At 52.3% G+C, this 13,067-nt stretch carries 8 protein-coding genes; 2 read left to right on the top strand and 6 right to left on the bottom strand.

From position 1 onward, the window contains the following. Positions 1-13: 13 nt before the first annotated feature. The 4 genes from OMQ46_RS06995 to OMQ46_RS07010 form a co-directional block, all read right to left on the bottom strand. Positions 14-1,204, bottom strand: coding sequence for a phosphoglycerate kinase (locus tag OMQ46_RS06995; RefSeq protein WP_266236044.1), 1,191 nt, complete (start codon positions 1,202-1,204; stop codon positions 14-16). Positions 1,205-1,329: 125 nt separating this feature from the next. Then, positions 1,330-2,328: a type I glyceraldehyde-3-phosphate dehydrogenase gene (gene gap, locus OMQ46_RS07000; protein ID WP_266236045.1), complete on the bottom strand. Its 999-nt coding sequence runs from the start codon at positions 2,326-2,328 to the stop codon at positions 1,330-1,332. A 142-nt stretch (positions 2,329-2,470) separates the two neighbouring features. Further along, complete coding sequence (tkt, locus tag OMQ46_RS07005) at positions 2,471-4,459, bottom strand: transketolase (RefSeq protein ID WP_266236046.1); 1,989 nt, start codon at positions 4,457-4,459, stop codon at positions 2,471-2,473. A 26-nt stretch (positions 4,460-4,485) separates the two neighbouring features. Next, positions 4,486-5,040 carry a thioredoxin family protein gene (locus OMQ46_RS07010; RefSeq protein WP_266236047.1) on the bottom strand — a complete coding sequence of 185 codons (555 nt, stop codon included), beginning with the start codon at positions 5,038-5,040 and terminating at the stop codon, positions 4,486-4,488. A 421-nt stretch (positions 5,041-5,461) separates the two neighbouring features. Here OMQ46_RS07010 and mrcB point away from each other — a divergent pair, with 421 nt between their 5' ends. Together mrcB and OMQ46_RS07020 are read left to right on the top strand one after the other, a co-directional pair. Next, positions 5,462-7,783, top strand: coding sequence for a penicillin-binding protein 1B (mrcB, locus tag OMQ46_RS07015; RefSeq protein ID WP_266236048.1), 2,322 nt, complete (start codon positions 5,462-5,464; stop codon positions 7,781-7,783). Between the two features lie 9 nt (positions 7,784-7,792). Further along, the gene (locus OMQ46_RS07020; protein WP_266236049.1) at positions 7,793-8,368 is read left to right on the top strand and encodes a tetratricopeptide repeat protein; all 576 of its coding nucleotides are present in this window, start codon (positions 7,793-7,795) and stop codon (positions 8,366-8,368) included. Here OMQ46_RS07020 and OMQ46_RS07025 read toward each other — a convergent pair. Then, on the bottom strand, positions 8,365-11,769 hold the full coding sequence (locus OMQ46_RS07025) for a transporter substrate-binding domain-containing protein (RefSeq protein ID WP_266236050.1): 3,405 nt from the start codon (positions 11,767-11,769) through the stop codon (positions 8,365-8,367). The genes OMQ46_RS07020 and OMQ46_RS07025 overlap by 4 nt on opposite strands. A 128-nt stretch (positions 11,770-11,897) precedes the next feature. Further along, the gene (locus tag OMQ46_RS07030; protein WP_266236051.1) at positions 11,898-12,953 is read right to left on the bottom strand and encodes an HD domain-containing phosphohydrolase; all 1,056 of its coding nucleotides are present in this window, start codon (positions 12,951-12,953) and stop codon (positions 11,898-11,900) included. Positions 12,954-13,067: the final 114 nt, after the last annotated feature.

The raw sequence follows: 13,067 nt of genomic DNA on the forward strand, positions 1-13,067 counted from the left end.
AACTCCTTGTCAGTTAGCTGGATTCGGCGGCACGCTGCTCCAGAATTTCAACGGCAGGCAGGGTTTTACCCTCCAGGAACTCGAGGAAAGCACCCCCACCCGTAGAAATGTAAGAAATATCATCACAGATTTTGTATTTGGCTACCGCTGCCAGTGTGTCGCCGCCACCAGCGATAGAAAAGGCGTCAGATTCGGCAATCGCCATTGCGATTTCTTTGGTGCCTTCACCGAACTGGTTGAATTCAAAAACGCCAACCGGCCCGTTCCAGACGATGGTACCCGCATTTTTGAGGATATCGGCCAGCGTCGCTGCTGTTTTGGGACCGATATCGAAGATCATATCATCATCCTGCACTTCTTCGACTTTCTTGGTTTCCGCTTCAGCATTTTCAGCGAACTTTTTCCCGCAGACCACATCGGTCGGGACCGGAATATCTCCGCCACGGGCCTGGGCGTCAGCGCGCAGTTTACGACAGGTATCCAGAAACTCATCTTCATAGAGTGAGTTACCTACATTGAAGCCTTCCGCAGCGATAAAGGTATTGGCAATCCCGCCGCCCACTATCAATTGATCGACCTTGTTAGACAGACTTTCCAGCACGCTCAGCTTGGTGGAAACCTTGGAGCCACCGACAATCGCGACCATAGGTCGGGCCGGATTATCCAATGCTTTACCCAGGGCTTCCAGCTCAGCCGCCAGCAAAGGGCCGGCACAGGCAACAGGCGCATATCTGGCCACACCGTGGGTAGATGCCTGAGCGCGGTGAGCCGTACCGAAAGCATCCATCACAAACACATCACACATCTGCGCCATGCGTTTTGATAAAGCTTCGTCGTTTTTCTTTTCACCCATGTTAAAGCGCACGTTTTCGCACAGTACAACTTCGCCCGGCTCGACCGGGATAAAGTCAGGCTCCAGCCAGTTCTGCTCAAGCCTGACCGGCTGTTCCAGCAGGGCTGATAGATAATTGGCTACCGGTGCCATTGAATACTGGTGAACATACTCGCCCTCGGTAGGGCGGCCCAGATGCGACATAATCATCACGCGAGCGCCTTTTTCCAGCGCCAGTTTGATGGTGGGCAACGAAGCATGAATACGGGTACCGTCAGCGACCACGCCTTTTTTCAGCGGCACATTCAGATCCTGGCGAATCAATACGCGTTTACCGGCCAGGTCCAAATCAGCCATTTTGATTACGGACATGAAATTTCCCTCTCGAAATTTTTCGTTTTTGCCCAGTATAGTGGTCTTCGCCACTGTTTTGGGCATAAAAAAGGCCTCCCGCTGATGAGCAGGAAGCCTCCATGGTTCAATCTATCTGTGTCGACTTAGTCGGCCACATGTTGCACAAGGCGCATCATGTTGCAGGTATAGCCGTATTCATTGTCATACCAGGCGACGACTTTGATAAATGTGCCGTCCAGCGCAATACCGGCGCCGGCATCAAAAATCGATGGTGCGGTACAGCCTCTGAAATCGGTAGAAACCACGCTTTCATCGGTGTAAGCCAGAACGTCTCTCAACTCGCCGCTGGACGCATCACGCATGGCCTGGCAGATGGCTTCATAATCCGCGTCTTTTTCCAGTTCCACGGTTAGGTCCACCACAGATACATCCGAGGTTGGCACACGGAATGCCATACCTGTCAGTTTGCCGTTCAGATCCGGCAATACCTTGCCGACAGCTTTGGCGGCACCGGTAGAAGAAGGAATGATATTTTCCAGAATGCCGCGGCCACCTCGCCAGTCTTTCATGGAGGGGCCATCCACCGTTTTCTGTGTCGCTGTGGCAGCATGCACGGTGGTCATCAGACCCCGTTTGATACCAAAGCTGTCATGCAGCACTTTGGAGACCGGTGCCAGTGCATTGGTCGTGCATGAAGCCGCTGAAACAATGGCTTCGCCCTGATAGCTTTTGTGGTTCACGCCGAAGACAAACATCGGCGTGTGATCTTTCGACGGGGCCGATTGCACGACTTTTTTGGCACCGGCATCTATATGCGCCTGACAGCTTTCTTCAGTCAGGAAAAAACCGGTGCATTCAATCACCAGTTCTGCACCGACTTCATCCCACTTCAGATCAGCCGGATTGCGCTCGGCAGTCACTCGGATGGTTTTACCGTTGACGACCAGGTGACCATCTTTGACTTCAACCTGACCATCAAAGCGACCATGGACTGAGTCATATTTGAGCATGTAAGCAAGATATTCCGGATCCAATAAGTCATTAATTGCGACCACTTCGATATCTTTGAAGTCTTTGACTGCAGCCCGGAACGCCATCCGGCCGATACGGCCAAAACCGTTAATACCGACTTTAATCGTCATGCTGTTTCCTCTCTGGATTCAATTTGTCTAAAAACTAAAAACTTGTGGACAAGGATCTACTTTTTAGACTTTAAAGTGTCAGGCGAAAAAAAACCAGCGGGCCAAAGCCCGCTGGTCATTTTTTGTGCGATTAAATAAGCCCTTACAGGGTTTCTTTAACCGTTTTAACCACGTTGTCGACAGTGAAGCCGAAGTACTTGAACAGATCGCCACCCGGTGCAGATTCACCGAAGGTGTCGATACCGACAGTACCGCCTTCCAGACCGACATATTTACGCCAGAAGTCAGTGACACCAGCTTCAACAGAAACGCGTTTGACGCCTGGTGTCAGGACGCTGTCTTTGTAAGCTTGGTCCTGACGATCAAAGACGTTGGTTGAAGGCATGGAAACAACGCGAGCTTTGATACCTTCGCCTTTCAGTGCTTCTTGAGACTGCAGAGCCAGATCCAGTTCAGAACCGGTCGCAATCAGAATCACATCAGCGTTGCCGCCGTCTGCTTCAGAGATGACATAGCCACCTTTACGAATCGCTTCGAAGTCAGCTGTATCGTGAGTACGGCCAGGGACACCCTGACGGCTCAGAACCAGGCTGGTAGGACCATCCATACGCTCAACAGCTGCAACCCAGGCAACCGCTACTTCGGTTGAGTCACCCGGACGCCATACATCCATGTTCGGGATGTAACGCAGGCCGGCAGATTGCTCGATAGGTTGGTGAGTCGGGCCGTCTTCACCCTGACCGATAGAGTCATGAGTCAGGACAGCAACGGTACGCTGCTTCATCAGTGCCGCCATACGCAGGGCGTTTTTGGCGTAGTCAGAGAACATGTGGAAAGTACCACCGTAAGGCAGCAGACCACCATGCAGTGCCATACCGTTCATGATGGCAAACATACCGAATTCACGAACACCGTAAGAGATGTAGTTACCAGGCTCTTTACCGGAAACATGCTTGAAGCTCGGGCAGCTTGTCAGGTTTGAACCAGTCAGGTCGGCAGAACCGCCCAGGAATTCCGGCAGCGTTGGTGCCAGTGCAGTAATGACATTTTGTGACGCTTTACGAGTCGCTACTTTTTCAGCTTTCTCGTTGGTTTCAGCAATCATCTTGTCAGTGACTTCTTTCCAGTTTGCTGGCAGTTCACCGGCCATACGACGTTTGAACTCAGCAGCCAGTTCAGGGTATTCCTTCTCGTAGGCAGCGAATTTTTCGTTCCAGGCGGCTTCTGCTTCAGCACCTTTGGCTTTGGCATCCCAACCTTCGTAAACGTCTTCAGGAATCACAAATGGCTCGTAGTCCCAACCCAGTTCTTTACGGGTCAGTGCCACTTCTTCTTCACCCAGCGCTGCACCATGGCAGTCGTGGCTGGCTGATTTGTTAGGTGAACCGAAACCAATGATGGTTTTACAGCAGATCAGTGACGGCTTGTCAGTGACTTTCTTGGCTTCTTCGATGGCTTTGTTGATAGCGTCAGCATCGTGACCGTCAACAGCTTGTACATGCCAGCCGTAAGCTTCAAAACGCTTGGCAGTGTCATCGGTGTACCAGCCATCGATATGACCGTCGATAGAGATGTTGTTGTCATCCCAGAATGCGATCAGGTTACCCAGACCCCAGGTACCGGCCAGCGCACAGGCTTCGTGAGAAACGCCTTCCATCAGGCAGCCGTCGCCCATGAACACATAGGTGTGGTGGTTAACGATGTCGTGACCTGGTTTGTTGAATTGATCCGCCATCAGTTTTTCAGCCATGGCGAAACCGACACCGTTGGTAATGCCCTGACCCAGAGGACCAGTGGTGGTTTCAACACCCGGTGCATAACCGTATTCAGGGTGACCGGCACATTGAGAGTGCAGCTGACGGAATGTTTTGATTGAATCCATTGGCAGGTCGTAACCGGTCAGGTGCAACAATGAATAAATCAACATAGAACCGTGGCCGTTAGACAGGATAAAGCGATCACGGTCAGCCCATTTCGGGTTGTTAGGATTGTGCTTCAGGTGATCGTTCCACAGGACTTCGGCGATATCCGCCATACCCATAGGCGCACCCGGGTGACCAGAATTCGCCTTTTGTACTGCATCCATACTCAGAGCACGGATTGCATTAGCTAAATGTCTACGTGTAGCCATTTTCTACATTCTCCTATTAAAAAAAATTAAGCCGCCCGCCATTTGATCGAGCAGCCCATACTCGGTATCTGATTTTCCGGGCCATGGCCTGTTTCAGCGACCTGCTTCATTGCTTCAAACAGGTCCCGTCGTACATCAGGATCGGCAGCCTGTTTACGGCTGGCATCCAGACGACCACGGTATTGCAATTCCAGGTCTTTGTTATAGCCAAAAAAATCAGGCGTGCAGACTGCCCCGTAAGCCTGGGCGACCTGCTGCGATTCATCATATAAATAAGGAAAGGAAAACCCTTGCTGCTTCGCAACCTTTTTCATGTTATCGAACGAGTCTTCCGGGTATTCTTCTACATCATTGGCCATGATGGCAACTGCGTTGATGCCGTATTGCTTGAGCTCATTGGTATCGCGGACCAGTCTGTCAATCACGGCCTGTACGTAAGGACAGTGATTGCAGATGAACATAATCAGCAGACCATTTTCACCGCGACAGTCATCCAGCGTCCAGATTTCGCCATCGGTACCCGGCAGCGAAAAATCAATGGCTGGCTGACCGAAGTCACAAACTGGTGTTTCTAAAGCCATAAACGCTCACTTCAGTTGCATTTTCTCGCAGTTTCAGGTGAATAATTTTACGCATGAAACCCATTCGGAGTTCTGCATATTACCAGACAATTTCGAGAATGCGAAATCAGGCATTAACATGAGCACAACAAGCGCAGGTACTTGTATCCGGTCAAAAAACCCCGACTCAATCCACCCCGGCGCGAAGGGCAGATTCGGTCCTGAAGGCGATGCTTTGGGTCAGCAAAAAATAATCAGCTCAAGCATAATAGGTCCTTATGCGAATTAACTGCCCTGACAGTGACAAGGTGACAGGCTGGAAACGGATTACCAGAAATTCTCGCCCGTCTGCGCCAGACTCAACTGAGCGCTGATTACCACCCGGACAGCTGAATTATTTATGGCCCGAAAAAAAACCTCTCAAACTGCTAAGCGAAAACCGATGAAACGCCGCAGCCGAAGCACGTCCCGTAAAAACCATCGGGGTTTTATCAGTAAATCCTCACTGTTTAAGATCCTGTTTACTCTGCTGGTCCTGATGGGCTTGTTATTGCTGTTTCTCGATGTACAGATCCGGCACCAGTTTGAAGGCAAGCGCTGGGCCGTTCCGGCTAAGGTGTTCGCAAGGCCGCTTGAGCTTTATGCAGGCTCACCGCTGTCACTCAAAGATTTGAAAATTGAACTGCGTGGCCTCGGTTATCAATTTGTCAGCAAAGCATCACAGCCCGGACAAGCAGCGTTTTCATCATCCCGTGCCATCATCGCGACCCGTGGTTTTAATTTTACAGATGGCAATGAGCCGGCCCGTCGCCTGGTACTCGACTTTAATAGCCAGGGGCTCTCAACTATCAGCGATTATCAGGGCAATGAACTCGCCCTGGTTCGGCTCGAACCGGTCCTCATCGGTGGTATTTATCCCCTTAATAATGAAGACCGGGATCTGATTCAGCTTGAAGATGCCCCGTCTGCTTTGATTGATGCCCTCATCGCCATTGAGGACCGTGACTTTTACTATCATCACGGCATTTCCCCCAAGGGCATCGCCCGTGCCATGGTCGCCAATATCAAGGCCGGCGGGTTTGTGCAGGGCGGCAGCACACTCACTCAGCAGCTGATTAAAAATTTCTATCTGACTTCTGACCGGACGCTGATCCGTAAGCTGCTGGAAATGCCCATGGCCATGCTGCTGGAGCTGCATTACAGCAAGGATGAAATCCTGGAAGCCTACCTGAATGAGGTCTACCTGGGTCAGGATGGCGCGCGTGCCATTCATGGTTTCGGGCTGGGTGCTCACTACTTTTTTGCCCAACCAATCCAGGAGCTCAAGCTGCATCAAGTGGCCTTACTGGCCGGTATGGTCAAAGGGCCCTCATATTATGACCCCCGCCGTCACCCTCAGCGAGCTAAACAGCGGCGGGATCTGGTGCTGCGGGTACTCAGGGATCAGGGCGAAATTACCCAGGAACAATATCAGCAGGCGACCACGGCTGATCTGGATGTGGTCAAAAAAGGCACCCTGCTTAAAGAGGCCTACCCGGCCTTTCTGGATCTGGTGAAACGCCAGCTCAGACGGCATTACCGCGACGAGGATCTCAGCTCTGAGGGCCTACGTGTCTTCACCAGCCTGGATCCTATCGTGCAGAAAGAAGCCGAGCTGGCACTGACTCAAACCATCGCTCAGCTGGAGCAGGGTTACCAGGGCGTCAACAAACTGCAGGGCAGCATGGTGGTGACTGATCCACAAACAGGTGAAGTCTTGTCGGTCATCGGTGACCGCAATACCCGCTATAAAGGCTTTAACCGCGCACTCGACGCCAGGCGGCCTATCGGCTCACTGGTCAAGCCGGCTGTCTATCTGACTGCGCTGGAGCAGGGATACACCCTGAGTTCACATTTGGATGACTCTCCTTATTCGCTGCCGCAGCCCAACGGCCAGACCTGGAAGCCGCAGAATTTTGATAAGCAGTCTCACAATAACGTCACGCTGATTGAAGGATTGACCCAGTCGTATAATATTTCCACCGCCAGACTGGGTATGGAACTGGGCCTTGATAAAGTCATCGATACGATGATCAGACTGGGTGTCAGGCGCGATTTGGATCCATATCCCTCTTTGTTACTTGGCGCACAGGGTCTGTCACCGCTGGAAGTTGCCACAATGTATCAGACTATCGCTGCCAACGGTTTCCAGATGCCGGCCAGGGCGATTCGCACGGTCACCGACAGTAACGGCAATGCCTTGTCGAGTTATCCCTTCCAGCTTAAGCAGACCGTCGCGGCAGAAGATATCTATCTGCTACAGACCGCAATGCAGGAAGTGGCCCGTAGCGGCACCGCGGCGAGCATCTACCGCAGCTTACCGGGCAGTATCCGTGTCGCCGGCAAGACCGGCACATCGGATGACCAGCGTGACAGCTGGTTTGCCGGTTTCAGTAATAACCGCCTCGCCGTAGTCTGGCTGGGCCAGGATGATAATTCGCCGCTGCCATTTACCGGCTCTGGGGGCGCGCTGCGCGCCTGGACGCAGTTTATGGCCAGTCAGCCACTGGAGAGTTTCCACGCACCGACACCGGAAAACATTGAATGGCTGTGGGTGAATGAGGACAATGGTTACTTATCCGCTGCACAATGTGAAGATGCCCGGCAGTTGCCGTTTATTCGTGGCACGGCACCACAACAGACAGCGGAATGTTATCTCAAGGCAGATGAGCAGGACGATCCCGTCAGCCGCTCAATTGACTGGATAAAGGACTGGTTTCGCTAAGGAATGATTATGCGCTTATCCACACCCCGCCTGCTAATGACAGGTGTTTTTGTTGCGATGATGGCAGGTTGTAGCATAGCGCCATCACAAGCACCCAGAGCGCCGGTGGAAGACCGGGGCACTGAGGCCGAAGCGAGGCCATCGCCCAGACCGGCGCCGCAGGCGCCTCCCTCAGAAGCGGCTGTCGCGACACCCTTACCTGATTCCGGTCCGGCTGCGACACCGAGCCCTTCACCGGCACCGGCGCCACAACCGCAAAATCAACAAAGTCCCGCCGTGTTGGCGCTGCTCAGCAATGCTGAACAATCTCGTGATGCCGGTGATTACCGCGCCGCACAAGGCAGCCTGCAGCGCGCACAGCGTATTGCACCCAGAGATCCGGAAGTTTACTACTCGCTGGCTGTGACCCATATGGAGCTGGAAGATTTTGCTCTGGCCGAGCAGGTAGCCCTGAAGGGCGTCTCGCTGGCGCAGGGCAATACTTCTCAGCTGCGCCGGTTGTGGCAGTTACTTGCCAAGATCCGCCTACGTGCCGGTGATCCGGAAGGCTCGCGTCAGGCAGAGTTAAAAGCAGGTCAATATTAATCCGTCTGATTGACTAGCTCTGAACGTAGTTGCTGCTGCAAGGTGGGATAAGCAGCCAACTGATTGCTGATGCCAGTGATATCGAATATCTCGACTTTCTGCAGCAAGGCTTCTGCATACTCGATGACCGGGCGGAACTGTAACGCTTCGCCCGCCTCAAGCAAACGCTGGCCAAAGCGCTGAATAGCACCTATGTTGTTACCTGACTTAATCTGTTCCCAGCTTGCAGTAAAACCTTCCAGTTGTTCGATCATCTGACCCAGATCAGCACGTTCCGCATCGGACAGAGAGATTTCAGCCTCTGCAACAGCAAGGGACTCGGTCATTTGGTGAGGCAAAAAGCGGGCGAGCGACGCCAACAGGGCACTGTGCTTAACCGGCTTACGAACATAGTCATCGAAATCGGATTTTTGTATCCGTTCAAAATCTTCTTTCATCACCGACGCAGTCAGAGCGATGATGGGAATATCACGTTCTGCCTTGATTCTGGCAGCGGCTTCATAACCACTCATCACCGGCATTCTCAGGTCCATCAGAATCAGATCGACCGGCTCTGTCTCGAGTAGCTCAATGGCATTGAGACCGTTGCTGGCTTCAATAATCCGGAGTGAGCTATCCCTGAAATTCTCACGCAGCAGTTGCCGATTATTGGCAACATCATCCACCACCATGATCGTCGCCGGCAGGAACTCCAGGCTCAGGTCACCGGCTTGTATTTGTTCATCACGCTCACTGGCGGCGATGCTGGCGACATCAACCTGATTGAGCGTGACCGTAAAGGTTGAGCCGACCTCAGGCTGACTACTGACCGTCAGCTCGCCGCCCATCAGCTTGACCAGCCTGCTGCTGATTGCTAGGCCCAGGCCGGTACCGCCAAAGCGGCTCAGATCATGACTGCTGGTCTGGTTGAATTCATCAAATATCGTATCCAGGTCCGCTTGCGCTATGCCGATGCCCGTGTCTTCAACATCGATTTTGAGATTCAGGCGACTGAGAACACTGTCCTCTTCCTCGGTATAAGCCCGCAACTTGACATAGCCTGACTCGGTGAACTTGACGGCATTCCCCATTAAGTTAAGCAGTACCTGCCTCAACCTGACCGTGTCCAGCATCAGACTTTCAGGAATACTCGGCGCCACCTCCAACAGCATGTTCACGTCTTTCTGCCTGAGACTCAGGGCAAAGATATTGGCTACTTCCCGGAACAAATCATGCGGATTAGCCGGCGATTTATCAATGTCCAGTTTACCCGCCTCTATTTTCGATAAATCGAGAATATCGTTAATCAGCAACAGCAGATCTTTACCTGCCGATTGAATCGTATCGGCATACTTTTTCAGACCCGGCTCAGTCAGGCGGGCACTTAACAACTCGGTAAAGCCCATAATCGCATTCATCGGTGTGCGTATCTCATGGCTCATGTTGGCCAGAAAGGCTGATTTCGCCTTATTTGCTACCTCGGCCCTGTCCCTGGCTTCGCGCAAAGCCTGCTCCATCTCCAGACGCTCCGTGATATCGACAGCAATCGACAATAAGGCATTTTGTTTGTGGTACTGAATCGGAATCATCGACACCATCATCGAATGTACCTGGCCGTCCAGGCCCTTGAAAGCCACAATTTTCTGTTCGACGTACCCCTTCTCCCGAATTTCCGCCATCAAGGCATCACGCTGTGATTTATCCTGATAAAAATCCAGCATATTGTAGTTATTCAGTTCTTCAGGTGTCAGTTTGTAATCCCTTAACGCCTGCGGATTGACTGTAAATATCTTGCCGTCATAACCGGTAACCGCCACCTGCAAGGGGATATAATCGAGCAGCGTCTGGGTCTGTGCCTCAGCCTCTTTACGCAAACGCACCTCTTTTGCCAGTTTGCGGTTCCAGTACAGGATCACTGCGGCCAGTAACAGGAACACCAGCAGGATCCGTCCAATCAAGCCATAATCAATCCGCGAAACAAATTTATGTCTCCCCCACGCATCGAGGATCATCTGTTTCTCTGCCTGACTGATATCTGCCAGTGCACGATTAAATAAGGACACCAGTGGGGCTTTATCAGGCTGGATGCCGAAGGCCAGCTTGGTATTGAAGCCGGTTTCTCCCACGATCCGGATGTTATTGATGCCCATTTCTGAAATGTGGTAGCTGGCTTGTGCCAGTGTCGCCAGTAGTGCGTCCACTCTGCCGGTCGACACCGCGGTCAAACCATCCTGAATTGACGTCACTTCGGTCAATACGATGTCGGGGTAAGCTTTACGAATGGCAGGCACATAACCGTAATCCCGGATCACTGCAATATCCTGGTCGCGAATCGAATCAATGCTGTCTACATAATTTTCGCGGTTGGACATGACAATGACCACCGGGCTGGACAAGTAGGACTGAGTGAATGCTAACGCCTCTGTAAGCGTCGAATCACTGGTTTCCGACAGGACATCAATCGTCCCGTTACGGGCCATCGCCACGGTTTCTGACCAACTCTCGGTCGGGACATAGACAATCTCCAGCCCGAGTTTTTGGGCGATCAGCTTGAGGTGCTCGGCCACGATGCCAATGTAGTTACCGTCGCTGTCGAAGGCTTCATAAGGCAACCAGTTGGGATCTCCACCAAAACGAATGCTTGGATTCGCAGCCAACCAGTCCCTGTCGGTCTGAGACAGCGTGAGTCCGGGACTACTGATTATCGAACGCTGTTTGAACCATCTTTCATGAATAGCACGTTTTTCACTGATAGTAATGGCATCCAGCCCTTTCTGAATAACTGAGGCCAGGATCGGATCCGTTTTACGGGTTGCCATATGGATATATCGGCTGCCCAGTTCCCGTGTCGAACGCCACGGCTGAATCGTTGTAATAGCCTGTTTATCCAGTGCATACACCATCACAGCATAGGTTTCGAACAATAATTCGGCTCGTCCCTCAAGCACGGCATCTACCGCACTGCCCAGTGTGTCGACTTCAACGAGCTCGAGCTCAGGGAAATGGGTTTCGATCACCTGGATATGCGCATCATCCCTGGGCACCGCAACGCGCAGGCCCTCGAGCGATTGCAACGAATCGGGATCGAGATCAGTGCGGATGAAAAAATAATCCAGCGTCTCGTGATAGGACCGGCTGAATTGCATGAACTTGAGTCGTGCCGGCGTCTTATAAACGGCCGGCAGCAGATCGATTTGCCCGCGCCGAAACCGCGCCAGGTTCTGCCACCAGTAGCCGGTCTGATAGCTGAATTTGAGCCCGGTTTTTTCCGCGATTAAATCCAGGTAGTCACGGCTGACGCCCTGGTACTGGCCCTGTTGGTTGATGAAGTCGAAAGGCGCCCAGTCGAGTCCCGCCCCCACCAACACCGCCTGATTGGTTTGCAGCCAGCGTTGTTCATCGGCGCTGAGTGATACGCTCATGCGGGATTGATAGCTGGGAACATCAGCCCACAACGGTGTACTCAGTAATCCTGCCAGCAAACACACCATGCATCGCAAAAGCCCGGATATGAAGCTCCAGCATCGGTATGGGATGGTCGGGGTGAGAGTCACGTTAACTGAGCGATGTCGAGAAACTTATCCACATTGTCAGTGAACAGGTCCACCAGTTCTGGGTCGAAATGACTACCACGGTTAGCGACAATGAAATCCACCGCTTCATGCGGTTCCCATGCCTCTTTGTAGCAGCGCTTGTGAGTCAGCGCGTCAAACACATCGGCCAGGGCGACGATGCGGCCGTAGATATGAATATCTGACCCTTTAAGCGCTCGCGGATAGCCTTTGCCATCCCAGCGTTCATGATGCTGATGGGCAATGATCGCCGCCGCCTGAATCAGACGACGTTTTGAGCCCGACATCAGCCGATAGGCATTGCTGGTATGTTGCTTCATCATCTCAAATTCTTCCGGTGACAACCGTCCCGGCTTGTGCAGGATTTCATGGGGCACAGTCATCTTACCGATATCATGCATCGGTGAAGCATGATAAAGCGTATCGGCGTCAGCCTCGGTCAGACTGGGATGCAACATAGCGAGAAGAGAGGAAATTTCAGACACCCGGCGGATATGTTTACCGGTCTCGTCGGAGGTGGATTCCATCAGTTCGGTCAGTAACCAGATCAGCTCCTTCTGGCTGTCTTCCAGCTCTGACAATAAGCGAGCCTGGGCGAAGCGTGATTTGGTCTCAAGATCAATATTCTGCTGTTCCAGCCATTTCCGCGTCTGAAACAACTGAATATGAGCCCTGACCCTGGCCAGTAACTCGGCGCCATGAAAAGGCTTGGTGACATAATCAACACCGCCCACCTCAAAAGCACTGGCTATGGAATCGACATCGGTACGCGCAGTCAGGAAAATAATGGGCACATCGCGCCAGGCTGGCATCGCTTTGATCTGACGGCTGACTTCAAAACCATCCATGCCAGGCATCATGATATCGAGCAGAATCAGATCAAATTCGGCCCCGTCGGCTTGTAGCATGGATAAGGCCTTGGGACCATCGGTGGCAAATGAGAAGTCGTAATTATCCTCACGCAGCAAATTCATTGCTACCTGAATATTGTCGGTAACATCATCGACAATCAGAATGTTTGCTGCCGTTGTCATGTCCATTCCCTAGCACATTTGACTTCCGATTATATAAGTACAAAATCCATTCTGTACAACCGGAATAACAGCTTAGCGCTCGGGGAGCCCGAAAACGGCGAATTCGGGCGTCTC

It is taken from the genome of Methylophaga sp. OBS1, from assembly GCF_026319365.1.

Excerpts from the sequence above, each read along its gene's own strand:
- OMQ46_RS06995 (WP_266236044.1), bottom strand. The coding sequence starts at position 1,204 with ATGTCCGTAATCAAAATGGCTGATTTGGACCTGGCCGGTAAACGCGTA.
- gap (WP_266236045.1), bottom strand. The coding sequence starts at position 2,328 with ATGACGATTAAAGTCGGTATTAACGGTTTTGGCCGTATCGGCCGGATG.
- tkt (WP_266236046.1), bottom strand. The coding sequence starts at position 4,459 with ATGGCTACACGTAGACATTTAGCTAATGCAATCCGTGCTCTGAGTATG.
- OMQ46_RS07010 (WP_266236047.1), bottom strand. The coding sequence starts at position 5,040 with ATGGCTTTAGAAACACCAGTTTGTGACTTCGGTCAGCCAGCCATTGAT.
- mrcB (WP_266236048.1), top strand. The coding sequence starts at position 5,462 with ATGAAACGCCGCAGCCGAAGCACGTCCCGTAAAAACCATCGGGGTTTT.
- OMQ46_RS07020 (WP_266236049.1), top strand. The coding sequence starts at position 7,793 with ATGCGCTTATCCACACCCCGCCTGCTAATGACAGGTGTTTTTGTTGCG.
- OMQ46_RS07025 (WP_266236050.1), bottom strand. The coding sequence starts at position 11,769 with ATGAGCGTATCACTCAGCGCCGATGAACAACGCTGGCTGCAAACCAAT.
- OMQ46_RS07030 (WP_266236051.1), bottom strand. The coding sequence starts at position 12,953 with ATGACAACGGCAGCAAACATTCTGATTGTCGATGATGTTACCGACAAT.